This window comes from Altericroceibacterium indicum (assembly GCF_009828105.1).
Taxonomy (GTDB): Bacteria; Pseudomonadota; Alphaproteobacteria; order Sphingomonadales; family Sphingomonadaceae; genus Altericroceibacterium; species Altericroceibacterium indicum.
Map to the genome: position 1 here is coordinate 703759 of NZ_WTYQ01000002.1, position 26487 is coordinate 730245.

The following is a 26487-nucleotide window of genomic DNA, read 5'->3' on the forward strand; positions in this document are numbered from 1 at the left end:
GGGAAAGACCATCGCGAACAGCCGTAGCTCCATGCCTGAGCCCAGCACTGATGCTGGCACGGAAACACTATCCTTCGGGCCGTTGGAAAATTTGTTCGGCTATCAATTGCGCCGTGCATGGACAATTTTGCGCAAGGACTTCACTGCTTCGGTAGAGGGTTTAGGTGTCCGTCACCTTTCCTTCAGCCTGCTGTCTCTGATCTCGGATAACCCTGGAATCAATCAGGGCAAAGCTGGAGAAATGCTGGACATTCAGCGCCCCAACATGGTCAGCCTCATCAATGAGATGAATGAACGCGGATGGGTGGAGCGCCGAACTGACTTGCAAGACCGGCGCGCATTATCACTTTATCTAACAGAAGAGGGACAGCGCATTCTGGCAGAGAGTTTCAACCGGATCGAAGCGCATGAAGAAGTTCTGCTCGGCCAGTTAAGCAGCGCGGAAAAAGACCAGCTCTTCGACATGCTGAAAAGGATTTCCGCTTCCTGACAGGCCATTTCCCGGCGATGTCAGATGGCCGACTTGCTTTTTTCCAAGCTCACAACAAAGCGGTTCAACACCTTGGCGCCGAGTTCCAGTTCTTCCTTTGTGAATTCGCTCAGCACTTCTTCACGCTTGGGGTCGAGAATAGCCTGCGCCTGATTAAACAGCGTAATGCCTTGCTCAGTCGCAGAAATAAGGCGCGAGCGCCGGTCAGCAGGGTCAACTTTTCGTACAATCATGCCATCCTTTTCCAGCTCGTTCAAAGTCCGGATAAGGGTAGGCCATTGCACGGCCATGCGGTAAGACAGGTCGAGGGTCGCAATGGGACCTTCGGAAAATATGATAGCGGCCAAAGTTTGCCAGCGCGCGCGCGATTGTCCATCGTCGTCACGCAACAATTCATCTACAAGATTAAGCCAGCGCCGTGCGCCCTTCACCATGTGATGGGTAAACAGGAACTCACTTTCTGCGCGCGAAGCAGATTTATAGAACTTATCAAAATTAAGCGCCCACTCTTCAAAATCTGGCTGACTTTTACTAGCCACTATCTGCTTCCCCCGACTCTGAAAATGCGAAGCATGCTCCTTAACAAGCAACCCTTTACGTCTTCGCACTCAAAAACTCACAATGCCGCCCATTCATCACAACTAGAATGCGCTGTTTATTAGCGGCGGGCGCAATCATTAAGCGAAATTAAACCATATTTACACTAATTTTATTCACTAAAGCATACTCACCCCCCGTAGTTCCCGATTTCAAGCCTGAAGTGGGCATAAAAAATCCGGCGGTGCCTATTGGCACCACCGGACAAGAAGCGGAGGGGGAGTAAAGGGTTAGGAAGAAGCAGGGGACCTCTTCCAACCCCTCCGGCTATCAGGCTAAAGCGTTGGCTATCCTGTCGTGACGGTTGCTCCCGCCTCGTTCAACTTCAATATCCATGCCCTTGTTCTTGCGCCGCACGAGCGCTTCACAGAACAATTCTGAAATGGTGTGGTCGACAAAGTCGAGCTGTGAGAGATTCAACCGGATGCGGCCTTTATTGGGAAGCCGGTCCAGCAGGCTGGCGATCTTGCCGATAGAAATGGCTGTCGCTTTGCCTTCCAGCGCGATTTCATGGTCATCATCAGAATGGCGGCGTTCCTCGATCTTGAGGCGCATCTTGCGGAACTGCGGCAACAATTCGATCAGCGTCATCAAAAGACCTGCCACAACACCCGTGAGCAAATCCACAGTAACCACCAGCGTGAAGGTCACCGCCCAGATGAGAGCCGGAAGCGGACCGTAATGGGCGAAGAGATGACGAACATCGTCAACTTTTACCAATTTGATACCGGTCATCACCAGAACACCGCCCAGAGCCGCAGTCGGCACTTCAGCCAGAATGAAGGGCAGCAACACGACGAAGCCCAAAATCCAAATCCCGTGCAGGATGGTGGACAGGCGTGTCATTGCACCAGCCTGCACATTGGCAGAGCTACGCACGATAACCCCGGTCATCGGCAGAGCACCGACCATACCGCACAGAAAGTTACCGATACCCTGTGCGCTCAATTCCTTGTTGAACTTGGACTGCACACGGTCCTGCATCCGATCCACAGCAGCCGCTGAGAGCAGAGTTTCTGCGCTGGCGATAAAGGCAAATGCAAAGGCCAGGCCGATCAAAGCCGGATCAGACAGCATTGAGACGCTCTCAACGCTCGGCAAAGTCAGTCCACTGGCGATGTTCTCTGGCAGGCTGATGCGCTGAATGGCAAGATTGCCAGCCATCGCCACACCCGTACCGACAACCACACCGACCAGCGCGCCGGGGATCATCTTCAGACTAGCAGGCTTAAATTTGTCCCAGCCGACCATCGTGGCGATAGTAGCCAGGCCGACGATGAGCGCGGAAATCGCATCATCCTGAAGGCCCATGAAGGCCCCCGGAATAGCGGCCAGGTTAGACAGACCATCGCTGCGCGGCGTATCATCAATCAGCACATGAATCTGCTGTAATACGATCATCGCGCCAATGCCGGCCAGCATACCATGTACCACCGCCGGGGAAACTCCGCGGAAGAACTGGCCAAGCCGCAAGGCACCGCCAGCAAATTGCAAAATACCGGCAAGCAACAAAACCGGCCCAAGCGCGGCGATGCCGTGCCGTTGGACCATGTCGAACACCAGCACAGCGAGGCCAGCGGCAGGGCCGCTGACCTGAAGCGGTGAACCGGCAAAAGAACCTACGACGATCCCACCGATGATACCCGTCACCAGACCCAGTTCCGGTGGAACGCCGGATGCGATGGCGATACCGAGGCACAAGGGCATGGCAACCAGAAACACGACGAATGACGCCGCGAAATCACGGCCAAACGTGCCCTTGCCCTGCTCCGAAGAGAAAAGCTTCAATGGTGGCATAATCAGGCAGCCTTCACGATGCGGGAAACAGAACGGGGCTTGCGGGCAGGCACTGCGACCGGCAGATCATCCGGATTGTTCGTGTCGCGGAACTCACCATTGGAATCGAGCGCCTTGATCGTGCCGGATTCAATATCGAAGAACCAACCGTGGAGGCTCAGCTTGCCTGCAGCGAGACCGGCTGCAACGGCAGGATGGTTCTGCAGGTGAACGAGCTGAATAGCCACATTCTCAAGCACCATGGCCTGTACCTGCTCATCATGGTCAAGGTGACCATAGCAGGTACGGACAACTTCATGCGCTGGCTCGGCGTGTGACAGCCAAGCTTTCACATTGGGCATGGTTTCGAGCGCTTCAGGGTTGAAGAACGCCTTCATTGCTCCGCAATCGGAGTGACCGCAGATAATGATCTCGCTGACACCCAAAGCCACCACAGCATATTCAACAGCCGAGGAAACACCGCCGTTCTTCATGGCAAAGGGAGGAACGATATTGCCGGCATTACGGCAGACAAACAGTTCACCCGGGCCTGACTGGGTAATCAATTCAGGTACAACGCGAGAGTCAGCACAGCTAATCATCAAGGTTTTCGGTTTTTGCCCGTCACGGGCAAGGGCCTGAAACAGATCGCGCTGCTGAGGAAAGACATCGCCCTGAAAGCGAGCAACACCACCAATGATCTCCATCTTCAACTCCATTTATAAGCCCATTGCAGGCGTTTGTGATGAAGGAGGTAGGAGGTCGACGTTGCTGCAACGCATCAAAATCGTAACAAAATATTTCCGCTCTTTTTTTTCTGATTTCGGGAAAATGATCCGCCCTCAACGGGTAATGAAATCCTCGCAATCAAGCCGTTTTCTACGTTCTCCAGAACCAGCACACCACCATGTTGGGATATGATCTGGTCAACAACGGCAAGGCCCAACCCCAAGCCTTTTGTATCCCGCGCGCGCGCCGAATCAGCGCGAAAGAAGGGTTGTGTAACAAGCGGCAACATATCCTGGGCAATGCCCGGCCCGCGATCCCTGACTTCAATCACCGCCTGCTCGCCCTCTGGAAAATAACGGATTTCGGCACGCTCACCATATTTCACCGCATTTTCGACGAGATTGGTGATTGCCCGGCCCAAGGCGCTGATCTGAATCACTGCTTCCAACCGTGCGGGTCCTTCCCAGCGGACATCATGGCCGGCTTCCTCCGCATTTTCCGCGATCGTTTGCACCAGAGCGGCCAGATTGGTACGCGTTGGCGGGTCATTGCGCGTACCGTCACCACCCCCAAGATATTCAAGCAATGAATCGAGCATCGCCTGCATCTCTTCAACATCCGCACGCATCGCTTCCGGGTCTTCCGGGCGCATCCGCCCATGCAGGCGAAGCTTTAAGCGAGAAAGCGGTGTGCGAAGATCGTGGCTCACGGCGAGCAAAGCCTGTGTTCGGCTCTCGAGCAATTCCTCAATCCGTTCCTGCATCGCATTAAAAGCTTCCGCCAATCGGCGTAATTCCTGCGGTCCGCTGGCTTCGATAATGATGCGCTGCTCCGCAAATCCGATACTATCGGTTGCCGATGCCAGCGCACGCAGCGGCGCGCCCATGGTTCTCACCAGCAATGCCGCCACCAGCAGGACTGCGCCCGCCAGAAACAACAGAGATATCACCCAATTGAGCGGCGCGCGCCAGATGCTGATCGCTTCGCGCGAATGGAAATAGACCCAACTGCCATCTTCCAATTGTAATGCACCGACCAGCCGGTTGGGCATCTCACCATTGATCGACGGGGTAATTCCCAGCCGCAACACCCGCCCTTGCAAAGATGGCTCCCATGAGATGATTTCCTGCTGCGCAGCGTTGGATATGCGCGTTTCATTCAGGTCTGCAGGTGCACTGTCATGCAGAGCAAAACGGACGTGTCGGGTGGAAAGACTCGGCGCGACATAGGGGCGGTTGCGTTCCGGCGTGAGCCTCAGAACCCGGTCGGCTACCACCAATTGTTCTGCCACGCGGTGCGCCTGACCACTGCGCAAAAGCAGACGCTCAGCTTCACCGAATAAAAGCAGCGTTCCGGCAAATTCAACCAGGATAGCCGCAAGCAGGACAATCATCACTCGCCCTGTCAGCCCCTTTGGCCAGAGGCGGATTCGTCTCATTCGCGCTCAATCGCGGGGGTGAACATATAGCCGGCTCCGCGCACCGTCTTAATAATCGCCTGACCGTCGTAAGCGCCAAGCTTCGCGCGCAATCGGCTGACCAGCACATCCACGCTGCGGTCAGACGCGCTCGAAAAACGCTCTCGCGATTGTTCGAGGAGAAAGTCCCGGCTCACCACCCGCTGGGCGGCTTCTGCCAGAGTAAGCAGCATATCATATTCTGCGCCCGACAGGGGGACCTGAATATCATTCGGGGCGAGCAATTCGCGGCGGTCACGGTCAATCGTCCAGCCTTCAAAGCGGATCCGGCTGGTGCGCGGCCCGGTGGCGACTTCGCCATTCACCCGGCGCAACACAGCACGCACCCGTGCCACCAGTTCGTCGGGGCCGAACGGCTTTGACAGATAATCATCCGCCCCCAATTCAAGCCCGACGATCCGGTCCGTTTCCTGCGCGCGAGCGCTGATAATGATAATAGGAATGGAACTGCGCGCGCGCAGCCAGCGGCAGATGTCGAGGCCATTGGTACCCGGCAACATGATGTCGAGCACGACAAGCTGGACATCTTCGGCTTCTATAATGGGGCGCATTTCAGCGGAGGTCGCAACGCCCACAACTTCAAAGCCGTGGTCACGCAAAGTCCGCGCAATCAGCAGGCGCAAAGGGCCATCATCTTCGACGATCAATATTTTCATGTGCTGCCATGCTGCTGGGGTGATTGGGAGAAGGAATTGTGCATTTCCGCCAAAAGATGCAAGCCTTGCGAATAGATTGGCACAATATTCCTGCAAAACAGAGTGGAAGGAGCAAGGTCAATTTCAGCTCCTGATCGGTCGAAGCCTCAGCTCTGCTCCGCCCTAACAGTGCCATCATTGAGCCATATATTCGTCACAAAAATTTCACGGTCCCGCCATCAACATGTAACCGATTGCGCGCAATTGGCAGCCCAGCATAATATGTTTCAGGGTCCCAAGGGGAAAATTCACATGCGCCGCCTTACTGCAATCGCCATTCTGCTCTCAGGGGTTTCGACCCTTCCGGCCATCGCTCACGCCGAAGATGCCGCAGATGCACCAGCCGACGCGACAATGGATGACAATTCGATCATCGTGACCGCACAAAAAATCGAACAGCGCGCAATTGACGTGCCAATGACCATCAGCGCGATGAGCGGCGAGCAAATCAAAAACCTCGGCGTGACCGATCTTGATGAATTGTCCAATTACGTTCCCGGCCTTAACATTCAGGAACAGAGCGCCAACAATCCGGGGATCGTGATCCGCGGCATTACATCAGACAGCGGCTCAGCCCAGCAGGCCCCTCGCGTAACGCTCTATTATAACGGGGTCGATATTTCCCGCTCGCGCGGCTCTTATCAGGGCATTTACGATATGGAGCGGGTCGAAGTCATCAAAGGACCGCAGGCAACCTTGTTCGGCACGGCATCAGCTGTGGGTGCAATCAGCATGATTTCCGCCCGGCCACATGAAGGGTTTGAAGGCGAAATCAGCGGATCATACGGCAATTACAACGCCAAGACGCTTTCCGGGCATCTCAACGCGGGCAATGATGTTCTGGCAGGCCGCGTCGCCTTTGAATGGCAAAAGCGCGATGGCTATGTGAAAAACCTCAGCACAACACAGGGCGATCTATACGCCAAGGATCAATTGGGCATCCGCGCTTCGCTGCGTTACACCCCGACTGACGATCTGACGGTTGACCTGATCGGCACCTATGACCGTCAGCGCAATTCTGGCACGCCGTTCATTTCCGGCACCTACCCCACTGCCAACGGCCCGGCCAACCCCTTCGGCGCGGCCAATCTGTCCGGATCGCCACTGTCTGGCGAAGTGCTCGGTTCTGACAAGCTCGGCCTCCACCGCGATGTTTATGATGGCAACCTGACCGTCAATTGGGATCTCGGCGGCGATTGGACGATGACTATGGTCAATGGCTATCGCAAGTTTGACAGTGATGAAGTGTTCGATGCCGACGGGTCTGCCGCCTGGTATCTCGAATTTGCTGAACAATCCCATGGCTGGCAGGTCAGCCACGAAACCCGCTTCGCTTATAATAGCGATAATTTCCGCGGCTCTGTTGGTTGGAATGCTTTCTACGAGAATAATTACCAGCGCGTACCTTTCTCTTCGGAAGAAGGCACCTTCCTGCAATGCGCGGCCAATCTCATTCCAGGCCTCGGCTGCATCGCAGCGGATGGCACTGTCACCGCATCACAAGCTACTGCCTTACTGACAAAAGGCGCCGCTACCGTTCTTCCTTATTCTTCGGTTTTCGAAAACAAGGGCAAGAACTCCAGCTACTCCGCTTTCGCAGACGCCACATGGATTCCAACGCCAGCTCTCGAACTGACTGCTGGTGCGCGCTTCCTTTATGAAGAACGCAAATCCGGCTATGTCACCAATGTTCCCAATTCGGTGATCACGGGCAGTTCGCTTATTCCCGGCCAAATCAACACCAATGGGGAAACGTTCGAAAGCAAAAGCGATTTCACCGCATTGCTTCCGCGTTTCAACGTGCTCTATCGCATCACGCCTCAGGTCAACGTCTACGCCACCATTTCGAAGGGTCGTCGTTCTCCGACCGTAAGCCTTGCTGCTAAAAAGGTGGACGGCGTGGCCGTGCCTAACATCAATAATATTCCGGCCGAAAATGTCTGGAACTATGAAGCGGGCGTCAAACTGGCGAGCGGCATCGTGTCCGGATCGCTTGGCGTCTACTACCAGACATATGATAACTTCCAGGTTTCCCGCCGCGACAGCGCAGGCAATACCATCACTGAAAGCGCCGGCACTGCCAGCAACCTTGGGGTTGAAGCAGAACTCTATCTGCGCCCAACCCCCTGGCTGACCCTGTTCGGTAATGTCGGCTATATCGATGGTGGTATCGACAATAAGGCAGCCAATGGCATCTATGCCGGCGATCACTTCCGCCTGCAGCCTGAATGGCAGTCTGCCGCTGGCTTTACTGTCGATGCACCTGTCACCGAAAACGTCCGTTTCTTCGCAACGCCTTCGGTCACCTATCGCAGCAAGATCTATTTCGAAGTGCCAAACTCCGAACTGATCAGCCAGGATGCGGTGACGCTGGTCAACGCCCGTGCAGGTTTCAGCTTTGCTGACGACCGGTATGAAATCGCTGCCTTTGGCCGCAACATCACCAACAAGAACTACCTGCTGGATGCGGGCAATACGGGTGGTGCCTTCGGCATTCCAACCTTCATCCCGGCAGAACCGCGCTTTTACGGCGTTGAACTGACAGCCAAGTTCTGAAGCAGAGCGAAGACAAGGAAACGGTGATGGACCTTTCGATCAATCGCAGATCGCTCGTCAAACTCGGCATGTTGGGCCTTGGTGCACTTTCGGTGCCGGGAGCCGCCGCCATTCTGACGGCGCGGGGCTTCTCCCATGGCGTTGCGAGCGGCGAGCCGACCCAGAACAGCGTGCTGCTCTGGACGCGCTATGTCGCGCCTAATGACACCACTTTGAGGGCTGAAATCGCCCGTGATGCGGGCTTCACACAGGTTGTTGGTGGCGGAGACGTCACCGCTCGCGGAGATGCAGATCACACAGCCAAGATCACAATTGGTGATCTGCCCGCCAATAGCTGGTTCTATTACCGCTTCGTAGCACCAGATGGTTCCATAAGCCGGGTGGGCCGAACCCGCACCTTGCCGCAGGGCGATATTTCCCGCTTCGGCATTGGTCTCTTTTCCTGTTCGAACATGGGTTATGGCTGGTTCAACGCTTATGGCCATGCAGCCAAGCGCAATGATATCGATCTGATGATCCATGTCGGCGATTACTTTTATGAGTATAATCTCGGTACATATCCCGATGCAGCCCATATCGTTCCAGGCCGTTTGATCCAGCCGGATCATGAAACTGTGACGCTGGCTGATTATCGCCTGCGCTATGCTGCCTATCGCATGGATGAAGACCTTCAGGCACTCCATGCGGCTTTCCCGATGATCGCCCGCTGGGACGATCACGAAAGCGCCAATGATAGCTGGAAGGGTGGTGCCGAAAATCATCAGCCCGCTACGGAAGGCCCATGGTCGGTTCGCAAGGCTGCTGCTGAAAAGGCCTATCGCGAATGGCTTCCGGTGTCCGACAAGCCGTGGGATAGCTATCAGATCGGGAATCTGGCCACGATCTTCATCACCGAAACCCGCCTGACAGCGCGCACCAAGCAGGTCAGTCTGAAGGAGGCATTGGCCAATGGCGGCGATGTTGCCAAAGCCCTTACCGATTTCCGCGACAATGTCTGGATGGACCCATCGCATACTCTGATGGGGCAGGATCAGGAACAGTGGCTGTTTAACGGCCTGTCCAATTCCAAGAAGTCCGGCACGCAATGGCAGATCATGGCGCAACAAGTGGTGATGGGCACGCTCAGTTCACCACCAGAAACTCTGGACTGGATTCCCAAAAATGCCCCGGCACAGGTTCGGCAATTTGCTGAAATCGGTGCTGCTGCTGCCAAGGCGGGTCTCCCATTCAACTTTGACTCCTGGGACGGCTACCCCGTTGCCCGCAATCGTCTGTATGAAGCCGCATTGGCAGCCGATGCTGATCTGGTCGTACTGGCGGGGGACAGCCACAATGCCTGGGGTAATAACCTCATGCATGGCAAAAACCGGGTTGGGGTGGAATTTGCCGGACATAGCGTCACCTCACCCGGCTTTGAAACCTATATCACAGGGGCTGCACCAGCCGATGTGGCCAATGCCTTGCGCCACGCCAATCCAGGTCTTGCCTTCACCGATACAAGCCAGCGCGGCTATGTGTCATTGGAATTGACGCCTGAGGCGGTGAACGGTGCATGGCACTTCATGTCCACTATTCGCCAGCGCGATCTGACGCTGGCCAGCAGCAAAGCCATGCGCGTGCGTCCGGGCCAGCGTGTGCTTGAAAACGTCTGATATTTCGCCGGAGAAATTGCGACAACCGTGATTCCTCGGGAAAACCTGCCGCCACCCCTTGGGGCTGAAGCAATTGCCCGCTATCAGCCCCTTGTGGACACTTCGATCGTCATCGGCACAGACAATACAGGCAAGCAGGTTACCTTCGATATCGAAGAACTGCTGGCCACGCGCCTGCTTGTTCAGGGCAATAGTGGTTCTGGCAAATCCCACCTTCTGCGCCGTTTGCTCGAAGAAAGCGCTGGCCTTGTCCAACAGGTCGTGATCGACCCTGAAGGCGATTTCGTGACTTTGGCTGAACCTTTCGGCCATGTCGTGATTGATGGCGCGGCTTATGGCGACCGGGAAATCACGGCTTTGGCAGCACGGATTCGAGAACATCGCGCCTCTGTGGTTCTGGCGCTGGACGGGTTGGAAATCGAACAGCAGATGCGTTGCGCCGCGGGCTTTCTTTCCGCCCTGTTTGATGCCCCGCGCGAACATTGGTTTCCGGCCCTTGTAGTGGTGGATGAAGCGCAGATGTTTGCCCCTGCCGCGGCAGGCGAAGTGAATGAAGAAACCCGCCGCATGTCGCTCGCTGCCATGACAAACCTCATGTGCCGTGGCCGCAAGCGGGGCCTTGCAGGTATTATCGCCACGCAGCGCCTGGCCAAGCTCGCCAAGAATGTAGCCGCTGAAGCTTCCAACTTCCTGATGGGCCGTACATTCCTCGATATCGATATGGTGCGCGCAGCCGATCTCCTCGGCATGGAACGCCGGCAGGCTGAACAGATCCGTGACCTCGAACGCGGCCGCTTCCTTGCACTGGGGCCTGCCATCTGCCGCCGCCCAGTGTCGGTGCGCATTGGCGAAGTACGCACATCGTCACGCGCTGTAGCGTCCAGCCTGATCCCGCCCCCCACTTCGTCCCCGCAGGACATGGAAGCGCTGTTGATGGCAGAGCTGGAGGAAATGGCCCCTCCTCCACCGCCACCCCCACCACCACCGCAGCAGAGCCCGGAAGAGATGGAGGAGCGGATCACCGCTTTCACGCAAGTGGAAGATGATCCTGCCAACCCTCCTCCTACTGAGGAAGAAGGCCAGCATATCATCGATGAAATCCTGCGTGAGCTGGCAGCTTCTGAGGATGCAACATATCAGTCTGCGGCAGGAGTGTATCAGGATTTCACCGTGCGTTGCCGTATGCAGCGGCTGGCCGGGACCGTACTCGGCATGACGGAATTTCGCCGCCGTTTTGCTTATGCCGTTGGCGGCTTGCATCATCTGAATGAAGAGCAGCGTCAAACGGCCATGCGCCTAGGCAAGTCCGTGCCGGAAGACCTGCTTGCGCCCTATATGCTCATCGTCGCTGCCGCTTTGCTGGAAGAGCCCTGCCCTGATGATGATCGTCTGGCCCATGCCTATGGCACCAGCTCATCAGGTCGTATTCGGCGCCTGCTCGATCATTTCGAGAAAAACGGCCTGATCGTTTTGCGGACAGATTTTGGAGGGAGGCGCACCATCACTATCCCACAGCTTGGCGCGACAACGGCAGCGGCGTGAACCGAGGGGCCATCCAGTCCTGGCTTGCTCACGAATGCCGCGAATTGCTGACGTTCCAGCCCAGTGACCGCCCCTGGCAAATGCCATTTAGTGCGGCACTTGCCAGCTTCATCCCCTTGTCCGTCGGCGCAGCTCTGAGCCGGATGGACCTCGGTGTCATCGGGGCATTGGGCGCGCTCACCTTTATCTATCTGCCACGATTTGCTCTGCCGCGCCGGATGCTGGCAGTGGCAGGCTGCGGCGCAATGCTGACGCTGTGCTATGCTCTGGGGTTGCTGTGCCACGTCATTCCCAGCCTGACATTGCCGATAATTTTTCTGGTGGCTGTCGTAACGACCGCACTGTGCCGCCGGTTCCAACTGATCCCGCCCGGAAGCCTGTTCTTCGTGATGACCACCGCCATTGGCGCCTATACTCCGGGCAGCCTCTCCGAAGCGCCAGTCAAAGTAGCCGTAATGGGGGCGAGTGCGGCACTGTCCTGCCTTATCGCATGGGGATACAGCCTCTATGCCTTGAAGGTGAAGCAAATTGCGCCGGTTTCACCAGTTCCACAGACAGTAGCCGGAATCGAATGGCGCGTGCCGCTATTGACCGGATTGTTCGTTCTTCTGTCGCTTGCCGCAGCGGATGTATTGGAGCTTGGCCGGCCCTATTGGGTCCCCGTGAGCTGCCTTGCAGTGATTCAGGGCATCAATATGCGCAAGGCCTGGAGCCGACAGATTCAGCGCAGCGTAGGCACGTTAATCGGGATTGGTGCAACCTGGATGATCGCGCCGTTTGCCCATGATCCATGGATTGTTGCCCTGGCGATTGCCTCGCTCAACTTCTGCATCGAGAGCGCCATCGTGCGCCATTATGGATTTGCTGTGATCTTCATAACGCCGCTCACCATATTGCTGGCAGATGCACCTAACCTTCATGACAGCCACGTCTCTATGCTCATGGCTGATCGCCTGCTGGATACCATCCTAGGTGCAATCATTGGCTTTATCGGAGCGCTTTGCATTCACAGCTTCTCAAGCCAAGCTGAGCGATCGAAGAAACTGAAAACAGATCAATAAGAAATATTTTTCTGAATATTGACTGCTTGCCTCCTAGCGATATTGCAAATGCACGTAAGAGATTAATTTGCTAATCCTGACATTGATAGCAAAGATTTGTTGTTGCCCATGGCTAATTTCATTTTCCTCATAGAACTCTGTTTTTATTGATGTTTTGATGAACGAACTCCCCTCTCTGCTTGCACAAACCTTTGTTAAGATACGGATATTACTATCCGCATCCATATTGCTGATCTCCATCCCGGCACAATCGACCGCGCTACCAATTGATGCGCCTCAGTCCACCTCTCGCCAGACAACATTCAGTTCGCTTCCCTTAGAAACGGAAATCCCTGATCAGCACGAGCAACTGATCAAAGCTCACAAAACGTGGACAGAACTGGCAACAGGCATATTCATTGTATTTTTTCTGTTCTTCTTCATGGTTACTCCACTTTTGCTGCTGCTCAGGCGAAATGCACGGAAGCTGGATAATTTAGCCGATTATGCCGAAACCATCGCCTACCATTCGGCTGGAAACCAAGGGGTGTTTGTTAAACCTCATGACCCTGAGCGACGGGCCAGCAACGCGCTTGCATTCATTGATGCCGAACGCAGGCGGGTCGCCAGAAAGTTAGCCAAAGCTGAGCAGGATGCGGATGCTTTGAGTGAAGAACTGGCGGTTGCTACCGACAAAGCAGACACACGCCTTCACCTGCTTCAGGAGCTTACCCAGGAATTACGCACCCCGCTCGCAGGCGTCGCTGATCTTTTGAAAGACATGGAAGATCAAACGTCCAAACTGGAACGAGACCGCAATATTCAGCAGATTGGAGTGACGGTAAAAACACTCTCCAGCCAGGTCGAGATTGCGTCACTTCAAGCCCATTTGGGGGGAAATGGGTTACAGCTTTTCAAAAAGCCGTTTGATCTTTCAGCCCTTCTTCAGATGATCGCAGACGAGTTTGCTGAAAAGGCATTACCGCAGGGTGTTTCCTTGAATATCGAAAATGAATGCCATTACGGGCTGATTGGCGACGAGAAGCGATTATTCAAAATACTTCTCAATCTGGCTGATTGCCTGATGAAATATAGTGGTCGCAAGCACACAATCTTGACCTGCAGGCCCTGCGGCGATGCAGTCGATAGCGCAATCAATCTGCGTTTTGCACTCACGGAATCCGGAGAAACCATCGGGCCTGAGCGCACCCATCTGCTTTTTGATCAGCGCGCTCATGCCGCCGGGAAAGATGACGCTCTGCGCAAAGCTCAGATGACGCTTACCCTTTGCCAAAAAGTGGCCCGGTCACTGGATGGCAGTCTGACATTTGACACTTCAATGCCTGGAAACCGGTCTATCATTCTGGAAATGCCTTTCGGGATAGCGACACCGCTCCCTTCGTAAAAGACTGAGCTGAGGCCCGAAGCCGCAACATTTTGCGCATCCACGATCATCCGCTATATCAGCAGGTATGAAGAGCAATAGCTCCGCCGGGAAGAGCCTGCGCTCAGACTGGCGATCCTTTGGGCAAGCGGGATGGCACCAATGGCAGTGACACATACCGGACTGGACGACCTGCCCGTTGAACAGCGGCTGGAAATCATGGCCCGCCGCCTCAATCGCGCACAAAATGCACTGATTGATGCCGAAAGCGTGCTCGATAAAAGAATGCGGGAGCTGGATCTCGCCAATCGGGAATTGCAGCGCCGTGAAGAAGATCTCGCTCAACGCCTGACCATTGAAAACGCCAAACTGCTTTACGCACAACGCACGGCCGGAATGGCTACAATTCACTGGCAAAGTGGGGAAAGCTACTCTTCCTCGGATGAGTTGGTGTGGCTGCTCGGTATCGACCCTGAAAAGGATGTCACTGTAGAATCCGGCGTAAGCGTGCTCCATCCGCTCGACAAAGCACGAGTGTTCAAAGCCTATTATGCATTCATGCATGACCTACCGGCCAGCATATCTCATGAGTTTGACCATCGTATTATTCACCCCGGGCGGGGAATACGGTGGCTTCGCTGGTCCTTACGGCGAGAGCTGGACGAGGATGGCTCTCTTCAAAGCATCTATGGCAGTGTCCGTGACATTACCAATAGCCGGAAAGCTGAACGTCAGGTCAAAGCGCTGCAGCTTCGGGCAGAGCGCCGCGTGCGGGAACTCAACCGCACAACCAGGCAGTTGGAAATCGCCAAGAGTCAGGCGGAAGAAGCGCTTCAGGCACGCGACCGTTTCCTGTCCGCTGTCGGTCATCATTTGCGTACACCTCTCGCTTCACTCACCGGCTCTCTCGAAGTTCTGGCCATTGATGCGCATACACAGGAGGAGAAGCGGCGGATTGACGTAGCCTCTCGCTCCGCCGGACAGTTGTCCGCCATGATCGGCGAATTGCTGGAGGAAGCGGAAGGGACAAGGCCAGCCATCACGCTTCACCCTATTGCAATCAATGCACATAACGCCTTGCGCGAAACACAGCGCTATTGGCAGGAACTCCACCCGACTGCTGATAACCTGTCACTCACGATCAGCCCGACCGTGCCTGAAGGGATCATGGCTGACCCCGAGAACTTACGCGAATTGTCTGACTGCCTGATCGGCTCCGCCCTGGACAGTGGGTCACATGTAACGGTTCTGGCCGATTGGGACGAGGGTTTGGCCATCTCCATCACAGTGCAGGATCAAGGCCAATGGGCCAACCTCGCGAAAAGCAAAAAAGCCAGCATCGGTGATCCAGCGATGCGGTTCGCCAAACGATTAACGGAACGCATGGATGGCTCCATCACGATCAAAGAGCCGGGTATCTTACATCTCCATCTGCCTTTGCTGGAAGCACCGCTGACAGGCCAAAACGGCAGAAAAAGTGATCACTTGCGAATGCCTTCGGGGCGAATTCCAATCATCCTTCTGGCTGAGGATACACCGACCAATCGCTATGTTATCAGCAGTCAGGTTGAAAGCCTTGGTTGCCATATTGAAACGGTCGAAAATGGAGCCTTGGCGGTGGAACGGCTCAAGGAGAAGTCCTTTGATGCCGTGCTGATGGATGTCATGATGCCCGTCATGGATGGTGAAACTGCCACGCGCACCATTCGCGAATTAGATGGCCCGCCCGCTCATGTTCCAATCATCGGGATCACCGCGCATAGCCTTCATGCCGAGCGCGAGCGTTTGCTGGCTGCTGGAATGACCGCCTGCCTCAGCAAACCAGTCCGCCGTGACGCTTTGCGTTTTGCGCTGGAGGAAGTGCTGCAGAATGCACCGGACATCGCAGCAGAAGCTCCAGTCAGTGTACTGGACAAAGATGCCTTCTGCCAGGCCTTCACTGCCCTTCCGGCCAGCTATCGCAGCAAGCTTCTGGATGCTGTGTGCGATGACCTTACGACTTATGGGAAAGAGCTGAGCGATGCTGTGGAGGCAAAAGACCATGAAGCCGTGCGCCACTGTGCCCATAGTTTGAAAGGCGTCGCGCTCAACATTGGTGCCGAGGGGCTGCTCGATTGCCTTGAATTGTTCAGGAAGCAGGAAATTGCTCTGGCCACATCCTTCCAGCCACAATTGAAAAAAATGATCGCCGCGACCGTTACGGCCTGCGGCGATCTGTTTGAACAGCATATTGCCGAACACCCTGCTGCTTGAATTCACTCAATAGGCCCCCCGTCCCGAAACCACTGCGGGAAGCGTCCGGGCAAGCAGGCTGAGATCAGTCAACAAACTGCGCTGCTGCAGATAATCCCGGTCCATCATAACCTGGCGCTCAAAAGGGATCTCCGCACGGCCACTGACTTGCCAGATGCAGGTGATGCCCGGTTTGCCAGCGAGGCGCTCCCATTCAGTTCCGCGATATTTCTCCGCTTCGCACGGAAGGGCAGGACGTGGACCAACGAGAGACATTTCCCCCTTCAGAACGTTGAACAGTTGAGGCAGTTCATCGAGCGATAGCCGACGAATAAACTGGCCAACCTGTGTAACGCGCGGATCGCGCTTCATTTTGAAGCAAGTGCCATCTCTTTCAGATTGGGACAGCAAGGCAGCACGCTGTGTTTCCGCATCGCATTTCATCGAACGAAACTTCACCATCTGGAAATTGCGGCCACGTTCACCAACCCGAACCTGACGGAAGAATACCGGGCCCTTGTCCTCAAGCTTGATTGCCAGCGCAATGGCGCAGAAAATCGGCAGCAGAGCAACAAGCGCCAGGGCCGTCAAAGTGACGTCGAGCGCCCGTTTGATACCCAGAGAAATTTTCTCCACATATCCGCGAACCCGAGCAGCTTCGAAAGCAGCATGGGCAAGGAAGATAGCATTCCCGACCAGATAGCGGTTGGCTAAGCGGCGTGGTTCCATGGCGAGGCGCCATGCCCACTCACAACCCACTTTACGAACCAAGGCAGGGGCCCGTGCGATCCGTCCGGAATAATAGTCAAACAAGCCACCAACCCCCAGAACAATGGATGCGTTGAGGCGTTCACGATTGCGGGCAATCCACTTTTCCTGCAGCGGAACGCCAAAGCCGACGAACACGATATCAGCGCCAGATGCGTTGATCTCTGCAATCACCTCCGCTTCATGTTCCGGTTTGAAATAGCCATGCATCGTGCCGCCAACCTGAAGCCCAGGGTAGCGATCCTGCATTGTGGAGGCAGCGTCACGGGCAACACCCGGAGCACCTCCCAAAAGATAAATCGCATGGCCGCTGCGAGTTGCAGAAGCGCAGATTTCGGGGAAGAGGTCGGTCCCATTGAGATTGTCACCCATGGCAACATTGCTCAATTTCGCAGCGATCCTCATGCCACTTCCATCAGGGAGCAGCAGATCACTTTCATCTAGCGCGCGCTGATAATCTTGATCGCGATACAGCGTGTTGATGCAATGGGCGTTAATGAAGTTGATCGTCGTGCGCACCCCAAAGGCAGCGCGGCGAATGATCTCATCAGCCATTTGCGTACGCTTCGCGTGAATGAGGGGCAAACCGAACAGGTTTTCCCGACGGAGCGTCAGATGGCTGCGCTGCGTAACCAGGTTTAGTGCTTGTTCTCCATTAAGAACGACACCTTTTTCAAGAGACATGGCTTTCATTGGGACTCTCCATCGAATGTTGTGAGAGCCCATGGGCAAGCATCGTGCCGTTTTTATTTTATTCTATATTTTCAATATCTTAAGTGATTTCTCTGCAGTTTGCAAAAATCGACAAATTTAATTTTCGCATTTTGCATTGGAAATATTCGCATTTCGCAAAATGCATGATGCAATTTGCATCGATCATCCTTCACATCACATTGGACAATTATCTTTTTCTATATTTTTCAGTGTTTTATATAATTGGCACGGGTCTTGAAAGAGCGTTGGCAACCAAAGAGGAATTGTCATGCGTTCGTTTCAATCTGCCCTGATACAGTATCTGCCCGAGCGCGCTCGGCCCGTGCTGTCTGGCCTTGCTGCCTACGGCTCTGCCGAAGCAGCAACGCGGATCGTTCGCATCGGCACGATCCTGGTTATTGCCCGCCGCACAGACCCTGCATTGCTCGGCACAGCCGCTGCGGCATTAAGTCTGTTCGAATTGATCCGCGTTCTGACCAATGCCGGTATCGGCCAGCGCATCATCGCCGCCTGTGATGAAGAATTGGATGCGCTCTGCAACACCGCCTATCGGTTGTTCTGGGGCATCTGCGGAGCGGTCGCCCTGATCCAGCTTTGTGTTGCTGGTGGGCTCTATTGGCTGACGGATCAGAATGAGGCCGCGGCCATGCTGGCCATGCTTTCAGCGGTCTATATCCTGATGCCGCCGGGGCTGGTGCAGGTCTTTCTGCTGATGCGCGCAGGCCGTCTCGCAGCGACGGCACGTATCAATGCCACCCAGACGATGTGCGATCATGTTCTGACGCTGAGCCTTGTTCTGATCTGGCCGAGCGCATGGGCAATCGTTCTGCCCAAATTGCTCACCGCGCCAGTCTGGGCCTTGCTCGCACGCCGTGCCATGCACTGGGCCCCTGTTCCAGCCGCTGGCTACGCCTCATGGCGCGCCTTCCACGTCTTCGGTTTTGCCATTCTTGGCTCCGAATTGCTGGGTGCTCTGCGGTTGCAGGCGGACAAGCTGATCATCGGCTCCATGCTCGGCGTTGAAGCACTCGGCATCTATTATTTCGCCTTCAATGCCGGCCTCGGCATCACCCAATCACTCGTTTCCGCATTCGGCACTGTTGTTTTCCCTCAGCTGTGCCGGGCCCGCGACGGTCAGGATCAGGCAAAGCACCTGCGTGAGGCATTCTCCCTCGGCCTCCTGCTGCTTTGCCCCATCGTCGCGGCGCAGGGGCTGCTGGCTCCACTCTATGTTCCGCTCCTCTTTGGTGAAGAGTGGGTTCCAGCAGCCCCTTACCTTGTTCTGCTGTGCCTTGCCTCGCTGCCGCTGCTTTGCGCCAGTGCGATCGGTGCAGCCTATCGCGCCCAGTCCCTCCCAGGTCGTGAAACCAGCCTTTCTGCACTTGCCACTCTGGCTGGCCTGACCGGCCTCAGCGCTGGGGCGACACAATCCATGGCTTTGGCTTGCGCCGGATATTCCGCTGGCCTCGCCCTTGTTCTCATTCCCGCCATGCTGCGCCTCATCCTGCAGCGCCCAGCTACCGCCCCTTCAACACAGGAAGCCACGTCATGATTGCTCCACAGTTCTCGATCGTCATGCCCGCTTATAATGCAGGCGCTACCATTGAAGCTTCGATTGCCAGCGCACTGGCCCAGACCTTCACTGATTTCGAGCTGATCATTGTTGATGACGGCTCCACCGACGACACTTTGCTGCGTGCTCTCCAGATGGGCGGACAAGACCTGCGCCTTCGGATCGTCAACCAGCGCAATGCCGGTGTATCGGATGCTCGCAACCTTGGCATTGAAATGGCCCGCGGGAAGTTCATCGCCTTTCTTGATGCTGATGATCTGTGGCACCCGGCGAAGCTCGAATGCCACCACACATTTCACAAGGCGAACCCTTCATCGAGCGCCAGCTTTGCCGGCATTGCCTTTCGCGAAGAGCGCAATGGCCAATTGTGTGATCCGCGTAGCTGGTCCACCGTACCCAAAGCTGCGCTGACCATTGCCGATGTCCTGGCTGAAAATCCGGTTTGCACCACATCCAACCTGGTCGCTGAAACAGAAACTGTTCGTCAGGTTGGTCCATTCCGTTCTGGCATCAACCATGCCGAAGATCAGGAATGGCTCGCCCGCCTGATCGCTTCAGGCCGCGAATTGTGCGGCATTGATAAGGTGCTGGTTGACTATCGCATGAGCGAAAACGGTCTGTCTGCCAACCTCGGCGCCATGCTCAATGGCTGGCGCGAGCTGGCAGAACTCTATGCCGATGAAATCGATCTCGGCGCGGCCGAAGCTGTCTACTGCCGCTACCTCACCCGCCGCGCGCTGCGCACAGGCGCACCGGCCCGGACAGTGCTCGGTTTTGCCATCCACGGTATGCGGCTGAACGCTGCGGCCTATCTCGATGACATGCGGCGGGGCGGCCTGACGCTCCTCGGAGCAGCCCTCTCCCCTGCCATTCCACGCACCATCCGCCCCCATCTCTTCGCCTGATTTTGCCTGAAAGGATATTGGCCATGCACAATCCTGTTTTCTCCGTCATCATGCCGGTCTTCAATGTCGAAGCCTATATTGGTCAGGCTATCGATTCCGTTCTCGCTCAGAGCTTCACCGATTTCGAACTCATTATCGTCGATGATGGCGGGAATGACCGTTCGATGGAAATCGCCTGCTCCTATGACGATCCGCGCATTCGCATCGTCGCCCAGGAAAACAGAGGTCTTGCCGGGGCACGCAATACCGGGATCGCCACATCACGCGGCAAATATATCGCTCTGCTTGATTCCGATGATTGCTTCCACCCCGACAAATTACGCCTCCACTATATCCATCTGGAAGCCAATCCATCGGTCGGTGTAAGCTATTCCGGCTCGCAGATGATCGATCATTCCGGGGCGGCACTCGCTGTCGCCATGCGCCCTAAATTGCGCGATATTGACAGCGCCCAGATCCTCTGCCGCAACCCGGTCGGCAATGGCAGCGCCGCTGTTATGCGCCGTTCAGCCATCGAACTGACCGCCACACTTGACCCTTCCGAACCATCGCGCCGGTGCTGGTTCGATGAAAGCTTCCGCCAGTCCGAAGATATTGAATTCTGGGTTCGCCTCTCTGCCAAGCATGGTGTCAAATTCGAAGGCATCGAAGGGCTGCTGACCCAATATCGGATCATCGCCGGTGCATTGTCTGCCAACATCGTGAAGCAATATCTCAGTTGGAACCGGATGCTGCGCAAAACCGAAACCTATGCGCCGGAGCTGGTCGCCAAACATGGTATTCCAGCCCGAGCCTATCAATTGCGCTATCTGGCCCGGCGAGCGGTTCAGCTTGGTGATGCACGCTTTTCGCGCTCCCTGCTCGGTGAAGCACTGGCCTTGTCTCCAAAAATGGCTTTCGCTGAACCTGTCAAAACCGGCCTGACGAGTGGCGCGGTTCTTGCAGCCAGTCTGCTTGGCGCCGAACGTTTCAGCAAATTGGCCGCCCCCTATCTCAAAGGAGCTATCTCATGATCCGCGCAATCCATCTGCTCGACGACTTTGCCATGGGTGGCGTCACACGTAGCATGTTACTCCATCGCCGGCCTGAACTGGCATCACTTGCCCAATCGGATGTCATTCCGATCAAGCAGGGTACGAAAATCGCACCACGTTTTGATGCAGAGCTGATCATCACCCATTTCCCGCCTTCCTGGTCACGGATACCGTTCCTCATCAGCCTGCGCCTGCGCAATCCGACTGCTCGGCTCGTCCATGTCGAACATTCCTATACGCGCAGTTTTGAAGAGCATTGTGTGTCTTCCAACGGGCGCTTTCGGATCATGCTGGAAATGACATTGGCGATCTTTAACGAAGTGATCTGCGTCTCTCATGCGCAAGCAGAATGGCTCCGTCAGGCAGCAACCTTGCCCTATGCCAAGGTTTCCGTCATCCACCCATGGTCCAGCCGTCCCGGCTTGCTCGACGTTCCGGACCTGGAACACCGTACAAGCGGTAAACAGCTTCGCCTTGCGGCCTATGGTCGCTTCGCCCGCCCCAAGAACTTTATCGCTCTGATCCATGCGATCAGCCGCTTTGCCCCTGATGAGATTGAGCTACACCTTGGTGGAACAGGGCCAGATGAAGCTGCAATGCGTGCTGCTGCCACAGGTAACTCACATATCCATTTCCACGGTATGATCGAGGATGTGCCGGCCTTTTTGACCGAGTGTGATGCACTCATCGTTCCTTCCGAATGGGAGGCGTTTGGGCAAGTCGCCATGGAAGCGCGCATGGCCGGACGCCCGATTCTGGTGGCGGATGTTGATGGTCTGCCAGAACAGGTTAACCCATTCTGCCCCGCCGGCGCTGTGGCACCCCTTGGCACAGCAGACGAAATTGAACGCGCTGTTCGCCATTTCATGCGCCTGCCACTGGTTGATCTCGGTCATCGTGGCCGGATTGCCACCCGCTCCTTTGAGCGTGAGGTCGTTAAAGGCTGGAGCGATCTCTACCGCCGTGCCGCAAATTGCGCCGCGCAAATGGAAAATTCCGACCTTCCCCGGGCGGCATAAAAACCTCCAACAAAGCCAACCGGGAAGAGCCGAAGGGCCGCTAACTGCACGATAAGAGCCCTATGGGTCGCCACCTTGAAGCCCGCTGAAAAGCGGGCTTCCTTTTTATGTGCTGTCAGGCCGGGATGAGATCAATGCGCGGTATCGGCCAGCGCTTGCTCTTCAACTTTTTCTTCTGTGAAAACAGCTTCAGATAGGCTCTTGCTATCTGGCCGAAGAGGCTCACCCAGTGCCATGCCGATCACCAGCCACGCCGGCCAGGTGAGATAGGCCAGCATCTCCAGATTTTCTCCAAAGCTGTAAAGTACCATCACCATAATCATACCAAGGCCCGCCCGCTGCAAACCACTATAGCGCGCCCGCCAGAACAAGAGCGCGAAACTGATGGATAGCGGAATGGCCAGAGCAATCGCACCGGTAAGGCCTTTCACAAATAAGAGCCCATACCAGCTATGGTGGCTGCCGATGGGCATATATTCCACCAGATGCGGCCCGTTTTCGACAATGCCATGACCAAACCACGGCGCTTCTGTTTGCCACCGATCCACCGCAATTCGCCCCAATGCAGCCCTTACCCGGCTGGAATCCGCCCGCGCAGATGAAAAGTCGCTCATCAGCCTATTGGCAAATTCGAGCAGGTCTGGGCCAAAAAAGCCAATGAACAGGGCCACTGGTGCCGCCAGCATCCATGTTAGTGGGCGGTCAATCTTCGCCGCAGCAAAGCAAAAGGGCGCGATCACCACCAAGGCTACCAGAGCGAGGCGGGATTGCGAGAATATGGCGATGGCCAGCCCGGCCGCTATGCCAATCACCTTCCAGACCAGTTCTTTTTCCTGCGCTGCCAGCAGCACATGGATCACAGCCACCATTCCAGCAGCAGGCGACCAAGGTGCGAAGAACTGCCAGCGCGGCGTGCCCACACCCGGTTCAATCGTATAGAGGATGGCCGCGAAATATTCCGGTCCAGACCCGCCAAGAATTTTCAGCGGCGAAACCCACAGCAATTCCGGCAACCCGACAAAGGGCGCGACCAGAAAAATCGGAAGGATAAACAAGGTTTGCAGACCAAGCTTGCAAACGGCGCGGTAGATCAACTCCGGTCGGATTTGCAGCACTGCACCAGCAAAAGGAAACAGGCCAAGCAGCGCCCAACCCTTGGCCCAGCCGATCGAAGACTTGATCGTCTTGCCTGCCCCCAGATCATAATTGGCATGACCCACCCAGAGAATAAGCAGCATTGCCGCCATACCCAGGAACCAGAAGCACACCGGCACAGGCACTGCGGGCGGACGATCCTTGGCAGAAAGCCCTGGCGCGACATAATATCGCGCCAGAGCCTGAAATGTGAGGAGCCATCCTATGGCTGGTCCGGCGAGATAGAGCCCTCCGACCAGCCATAATATCCAGGTCGCCTTGATCGTGCCGACGATCAGATGTTCGGCAAAATTTTCCGGATGATAGGTTGGCGCATCCACAGCAGCATAAATCCCAGAACTATAAGGAGCGAGGCACCCATCGCTCCGGCAAGGGCGATGACGGGCGATGGAGCAGCCTTGCTGCGCGGAAGGCTGGGTGCTTCCAATGTCTGGACCAGCGGATAGGATGCAAAAGGGTCTGACTTATTGGTGTCGAGACGGGCCAGAGCGGAACTGAAAACGGCCTCAGCCACCCGAACATCGCGCACAAGGTCGGCCAGACGGGACGCTTTTTCGACCAGTTCATCCGCCGCGCCTTCCTGTTCGGCGATCTGCCGGCGAAGTTCACTGAGCGCGGCTGCGCTACCGGCCTGACGGCTATCTTGCGAAACGAACGCTTCCATAAGACGGCCACGGCCTTCGGAAAGGGACAAGTCAGCAAAAGCGAGAACCTTGGCAGGGGAAAGGCCAGACAGGTTCGCACCGCGCGATGCCAAAGCCTTGCGCAATTCTTCCTCTTCTGCCCCCAGTTCCTGCATTGTGCCATGCGCAGCCCCTAAAGTTGCCCCTTGCTCGGTTCCTTCTCCCACACTCTTAGCATAACGTGTCAATAATTCCTGAAACACCGGATCAGCTTTCATCAACATAGCCTGACGGGCCTGCGGAAGCGAAACTTTCAAGGTGCTGGCGAGCCGGCTGGCAATGGCGCCATTTTCACGCAATTGCGTACGGCGATCACGTTCCTGCCCGCGCAAATCATCGAGAGCTGAAACCCGTCCTGCAAATTGGTCAAGCGAAACGAGACCCGATTCCCCCTGAAATGCCAGCAGCTCTTTTTGGGCAACATTCACTTTTGCTTCCAGCTCGGCAATACGGGCCGCGTCGGCGCTCTCGCGCTTTTCAGCTTCATCAGCCCTGAGATTGTCCAGCTCTTCCAGAAAGGCTGTGCGAAGGGATTGCATCCGCAACCTGGCTTGCTCTGGCGATTTGCCAGACATGCGCATTTCAATCAGGTTGGTCTGGTCGATCAGCTTGACGTCAGGGGCTGGGAAGCCACCAGCATCCTCCCCCGCCTTCTGTGCCGCATTGCGCAGAACGAGATCAGACATCAGCAAACGCTTGTAATTTTCAGTCGGGCTGAGCGTCGTGCTGGAGAAGGCCGATGCCGTGCTCCCCGTCGCCTGACCGATGGATTCAACATTCATCGAACCACCCACGCCAGATCCGGGGAGAATCAGGGTCATCTTTGAATCATAACGATCCGCCGCAATCATCAGATAGGCTGCGGTCAGCAGCCAGATGATGCCAAGCGGCACGCCCATCGCCACGATATAACGGCGATAACGGCCAACCGATGGCAGGCCATCGCGTACGATCCACCATGCTCGCATGATACGGCGCGGTTTTGCGGAAAGGGGTAAGGTGCCATGCATCAGTTTGTCGCCTGGCCAATCAGAATTGCAGGGGTAGCCGTGCTGACAGCTTCGGAGACCAGCCCCACGGCATCACGCAGATTGGTCCAACGGCTGTCATAACAGGCGATGGCATCATCGGGCATGAGGTAGGGGTTCACCGCATCGCGGTCGGCCATACGAACAAGCTTTTCGATGTCGCGTTCAACAACGATGCTCTGCCCGTTCATGGGGTTACGCGAGATGAGAACCGCCCGGCGATCGGAAGCCATGTAACTCCCGCCAACGCAGTTCATGGCCACCAAGGCCTGAAGCAGGCGCGTGCCATAGGGTAGCGACGTGGTTTCCTTGCCAATCGCCGCGCCCGCATTGTTGTTCGCGCTACGGGTGAGGTTGGACATATAGACCCGAATCCCCGGAATAGTCAGCGGTGTGGGGCGGACCAGTTCAGGGTCAAAGCAATTGCGGCTGGGGACGATAATCCGGTCGCCCGTCGTCACACTGACATCGCGTGAGGCCCAGCCATGGATCAGGCCAGACAGGTCCACTTCCATATAGGCATCGCCCCGGATCAGATAGATCCGGCTGACATCAGCATCCGGGCGGACGCCACCAGCAGCACGGATCGCACTGGCAACAGAACGGCCAACATTGCTGTCCCCGCGAATGGCACCTTCTTTCAGACCAATTCGGGTTTCAGGATTACGTTCGCCAGCACGAACCGCACCAGGTGCAAAAACAGCACCGCCAACCGCCGCCGAAATGCCAGCAGATTCAATCAGCGAAAGCTCAACCGCATTGCGCAAGGGGCGAATGATATTGGCGGCTACCAGCTTGCTGCGAATAATTGCCGTCAGTTCACTTTCGGACAGGCCCTCAGCCCTAATGGGCGCGATCCCCGGAATGGTCAGGCCCCCATCGCTGCCGATAACATAATTGCCTGACAGGCGGTCTGCATCGCCCAGCACATCGATCCGCAGCCTGTCGCCGCTGGCAAGCGGGCTGGCATGATTGAGAAATTCTGATGGCGCGGCGCGGCGCAGCTGATCCAGCTCACGCGGCTGGCGCCAGTCACAGCTTGGTGCACCGCGGCCAACAGGTGCCACCGTGACCCAATCCCCTTGAGGGTGGCCCGTACCCGTAGCGATCTGGCCAGGTGCCCAGCTTGCAGTGTTCAAATTTTGCGGTGCCGGGCCTGAAACGCATGCAGCGGTCAACATCATCGTGCCAATCGCAGTCATGTTCATCAATCTGTTCATTACGCTCTCCTCTTGGCGATGTGCCGTTCCTCGCCAGAGGGATTTCAAGAAGCGTGCCAAACCCGCCTTAGGTAGAAATACGTAATATCCTCATGCCACCTCATGCAAAATGCATAGATATTTTCGCATTTTGCATTCCTTTTTGCAGGATGCGAATATGATTGCGTGATGAAATGGCGGTATCGCGTGCCCTATTGATGGCACGATTTTTGCAGCTG

The 26487-nt window shown here is 55.9% G+C and carries 20 protein-coding genes; 11 read left to right on the plus strand and 9 right to left on the minus strand.

What is annotated here, in order from left to right; translation table 11 throughout:
- Positions 1 to 31 precede the first annotated feature (31 nt).
- Entirely contained in the window at positions 32 to 490 is a 459-nt protein-coding gene (locus GRI39_RS08260; protein WP_160739181.1) for a MarR family winged helix-turn-helix transcriptional regulator, read from the plus strand.
- 20 nt (positions 491 to 510) lie between these two features.
- Here the strand turns inward: GRI39_RS08260 and GRI39_RS14570 are convergent, their stop codons facing one another.
- The 5 genes from GRI39_RS14570 to GRI39_RS08285 form a co-directional block, all read right to left on the minus strand.
- Positions 511 to 1098 carry a MarR family transcriptional regulator gene (locus GRI39_RS14570; RefSeq protein WP_160739182.1) on the minus strand — a complete coding sequence of 196 codons (588 nt, stop codon included), beginning with the start codon at positions 1096 to 1098 and terminating at the stop codon, positions 511 to 513.
- Between the two features lie 259 nt (positions 1099 to 1357).
- Entirely contained in the window at positions 1358 to 2884 is a 1527-nt protein-coding gene (locus GRI39_RS08270) for a SulP family inorganic anion transporter (protein WP_160739183.1), read from the minus strand.
- 2 nt (positions 2885 to 2886) lie between these two features.
- Positions 2887 to 3582, minus strand: coding sequence for a carbonic anhydrase (locus GRI39_RS08275; RefSeq protein WP_211371489.1), 696 nt, complete (start codon positions 3580 to 3582; stop codon positions 2887 to 2889).
- Positions 3583 to 3644: 62 nt separating this feature from the next.
- Positions 3645 to 5030 (minus strand): ATP-binding protein, encoded by a 1386-nt coding sequence (locus GRI39_RS08280; protein WP_160739184.1) that lies wholly within the window; start codon positions 5028 to 5030, stop codon positions 3645 to 3647.
- A complete protein-coding gene (locus tag GRI39_RS08285; protein WP_160739185.1) occupies positions 5027 to 5725 on the minus strand; it encodes a response regulator in 699 nt (232 codons plus the stop codon). Before GRI39_RS08285 ends, GRI39_RS08280 begins: the two co-directional genes overlap by 4 nt.
- A gap of 291 nt (positions 5726 to 6016) precedes the next feature.
- Between GRI39_RS08285 and GRI39_RS08290 the strand changes: the two genes are divergently transcribed.
- The 6 genes from GRI39_RS08290 to GRI39_RS08315 all read left to right on the plus strand — a co-directional run bounded on the left by GRI39_RS08290 (position 6017) and on the right by GRI39_RS08315 (position 16191).
- On the plus strand, positions 6017 to 8320 hold the full coding sequence (locus GRI39_RS08290; protein ID WP_160739186.1) for a TonB-dependent receptor: 2304 nt from the start codon (positions 6017 to 6019) through the stop codon (positions 8318 to 8320).
- Between the two features lie 26 nt (positions 8321 to 8346).
- Complete coding sequence (locus GRI39_RS08295; protein ID WP_160739187.1) at positions 8347 to 9972, plus strand: alkaline phosphatase D family protein; 1626 nt, start codon at positions 8347 to 8349, stop codon at positions 9970 to 9972.
- Between the two features lie 93 nt (positions 9973 to 10065).
- A complete protein-coding gene (locus GRI39_RS08300) occupies positions 10066 to 11514 on the plus strand; it encodes a helicase HerA domain-containing protein (RefSeq protein WP_160739290.1) in 1449 nt (482 codons plus the stop codon).
- Positions 11511 to 12575, plus strand: coding sequence for an FUSC family protein (locus GRI39_RS14765; RefSeq protein ID WP_160739188.1), 1065 nt, complete (start codon positions 11511 to 11513; stop codon positions 12573 to 12575). The genes GRI39_RS08300 and GRI39_RS14765 overlap by 4 nt, the downstream gene beginning before the upstream one ends.
- A 157-nt stretch (positions 12576 to 12732) precedes the next feature.
- Positions 12733 to 13959, plus strand: a complete 1227-nt coding sequence (locus GRI39_RS08310) for a sensor histidine kinase (protein ID WP_160739189.1) — start codon at positions 12733 to 12735, stop codon at positions 13957 to 13959.
- A gap of 141 nt (positions 13960 to 14100) precedes the next feature.
- The gene (locus GRI39_RS08315) at positions 14101 to 16191 is read left to right on the plus strand and encodes a response regulator (protein WP_160739190.1); all 2091 of its coding nucleotides are present in this window, start codon (positions 14101 to 14103) and stop codon (positions 16189 to 16191) included.
- A gap of 6 nt (positions 16192 to 16197) precedes the next feature.
- Here the strand turns inward: GRI39_RS08315 and GRI39_RS08320 are convergent, their stop codons facing one another.
- Positions 16198 to 17631 carry a WecB/TagA/CpsF family glycosyltransferase gene (locus GRI39_RS08320; RefSeq protein ID WP_246204966.1) on the minus strand — a complete coding sequence of 478 codons (1434 nt, stop codon included), beginning with the start codon at positions 17629 to 17631 and terminating at the stop codon, positions 16198 to 16200.
- A 289-nt stretch (positions 17632 to 17920) separates the two neighbouring features.
- Here GRI39_RS08320 and GRI39_RS08325 point away from each other — a divergent pair, with 289 nt between their 5' ends.
- From GRI39_RS08325 to GRI39_RS08340, 4 genes are read left to right on the plus strand one after another with little or no spacing between them, the layout of a single operon-like run.
- Positions 17921 to 19204, plus strand: coding sequence for an oligosaccharide flippase family protein (locus tag GRI39_RS08325; protein ID WP_160739191.1), 1284 nt, complete (start codon positions 17921 to 17923; stop codon positions 19202 to 19204).
- A complete protein-coding gene (locus GRI39_RS08330; protein ID WP_160739192.1) occupies positions 19201 to 20130 on the plus strand; it encodes a glycosyltransferase family 2 protein in 930 nt (309 codons plus the stop codon). Before GRI39_RS08325 ends, GRI39_RS08330 begins: the two co-directional genes overlap by 4 nt.
- A 23-nt stretch (positions 20131 to 20153) precedes the next feature.
- Complete coding sequence (locus GRI39_RS08335) at positions 20154 to 21143, plus strand: glycosyltransferase family 2 protein (RefSeq protein WP_211371490.1); 990 nt, start codon at positions 20154 to 20156, stop codon at positions 21141 to 21143.
- Positions 21140 to 22183 carry a glycosyltransferase family 4 protein gene (locus GRI39_RS08340; RefSeq protein ID WP_160739193.1) on the plus strand — a complete coding sequence of 348 codons (1044 nt, stop codon included), beginning with the start codon at positions 21140 to 21142 and terminating at the stop codon, positions 22181 to 22183. The genes GRI39_RS08335 and GRI39_RS08340 overlap by 4 nt, the downstream gene beginning before the upstream one ends.
- Positions 22184 to 22314: 131 nt before the next feature.
- On the opposite strand, the gene GRI39_RS08345 is transcribed toward GRI39_RS08340, so the two are convergent.
- From GRI39_RS08345 to GRI39_RS08355, 3 genes are read right to left on the minus strand one after another with little or no spacing between them, the layout of a single operon-like run.
- Entirely contained in the window at positions 22315 to 23658 is a 1344-nt protein-coding gene (locus GRI39_RS08345) for an O-antigen ligase family protein (RefSeq protein ID WP_160739194.1), read from the minus strand.
- Entirely contained in the window at positions 23613 to 25031 is a 1419-nt protein-coding gene (locus GRI39_RS08350) for a GumC family protein (RefSeq protein ID WP_160739195.1), read from the minus strand. Before GRI39_RS08350 ends, GRI39_RS08345 begins: the two co-directional genes overlap by 46 nt.
- Entirely contained in the window at positions 25031 to 26269 is a 1239-nt protein-coding gene (locus GRI39_RS08355) for a polysaccharide biosynthesis/export family protein (RefSeq protein WP_160739196.1), read from the minus strand. Before GRI39_RS08355 ends, GRI39_RS08350 begins: the two co-directional genes overlap by 1 nt.
- Positions 26270 to 26487: the final 218 nt, after the last annotated feature.

What these genes read in the sequence shown, in the direction of transcription:
- GRI39_RS08260 (WP_160739181.1), top strand. Translation starts at nt 32, where the DNA reads ATGCCTGAGCCCAGCACTGATGCTGGCACGGAAACACTATCCTTCGGG.
- GRI39_RS08270 (WP_160739183.1), bottom strand. Translation starts at nt 2,884, where the DNA reads ATGCCACCATTGAAGCTTTTCTCTTCGGAGCAGGGCAAGGGCACGTTT.
- GRI39_RS08275 (WP_211371489.1), bottom strand. Translation starts at nt 3,582, where the DNA reads ATGGAGTTGAAGATGGAGATCATTGGTGGTGTTGCTCGCTTTCAGGGC.
- GRI39_RS08280 (WP_160739184.1), bottom strand. Translation starts at nt 5,030, where the DNA reads ATGAGACGAATCCGCCTCTGGCCAAAGGGGCTGACAGGGCGAGTGATG.
- GRI39_RS08285 (WP_160739185.1), bottom strand. Translation starts at nt 5,725, where the DNA reads ATGAAAATATTGATCGTCGAAGATGATGGCCCTTTGCGCCTGCTGATT.
- GRI39_RS08290 (WP_160739186.1), top strand. Translation starts at nt 6,017, where the DNA reads ATGCGCCGCCTTACTGCAATCGCCATTCTGCTCTCAGGGGTTTCGACC.
- GRI39_RS08295 (WP_160739187.1), top strand. Translation starts at nt 8,347, where the DNA reads ATGGACCTTTCGATCAATCGCAGATCGCTCGTCAAACTCGGCATGTTG.
- GRI39_RS08310 (WP_160739189.1), top strand. Translation starts at nt 12,733, where the DNA reads ATGAACGAACTCCCCTCTCTGCTTGCACAAACCTTTGTTAAGATACGG.
- GRI39_RS08315 (WP_160739190.1), top strand. Translation starts at nt 14,101, where the DNA reads ATGGCAGTGACACATACCGGACTGGACGACCTGCCCGTTGAACAGCGG.
- GRI39_RS08320 (WP_246204966.1), bottom strand. Translation starts at nt 17,631, where the DNA reads ATGAAAGCCATGTCTCTTGAAAAAGGTGTCGTTCTTAATGGAGAACAA.
- GRI39_RS08325 (WP_160739191.1), top strand. Translation starts at nt 17,921, where the DNA reads ATGCGTTCGTTTCAATCTGCCCTGATACAGTATCTGCCCGAGCGCGCT.
- GRI39_RS08330 (WP_160739192.1), top strand. Translation starts at nt 19,201, where the DNA reads ATGATTGCTCCACAGTTCTCGATCGTCATGCCCGCTTATAATGCAGGC.
- GRI39_RS08335 (WP_211371490.1), top strand. Translation starts at nt 20,154, where the DNA reads ATGCACAATCCTGTTTTCTCCGTCATCATGCCGGTCTTCAATGTCGAA.
- GRI39_RS08340 (WP_160739193.1), top strand. Translation starts at nt 21,140, where the DNA reads ATGATCCGCGCAATCCATCTGCTCGACGACTTTGCCATGGGTGGCGTC.
- GRI39_RS08350 (WP_160739195.1), bottom strand. Translation starts at nt 25,031, where the DNA reads ATGCATGGCACCTTACCCCTTTCCGCAAAACCGCGCCGTATCATGCGA.
- GRI39_RS08355 (WP_160739196.1), bottom strand. Translation starts at nt 26,269, where the DNA reads ATGAACAGATTGATGAACATGACTGCGATTGGCACGATGATGTTGACC.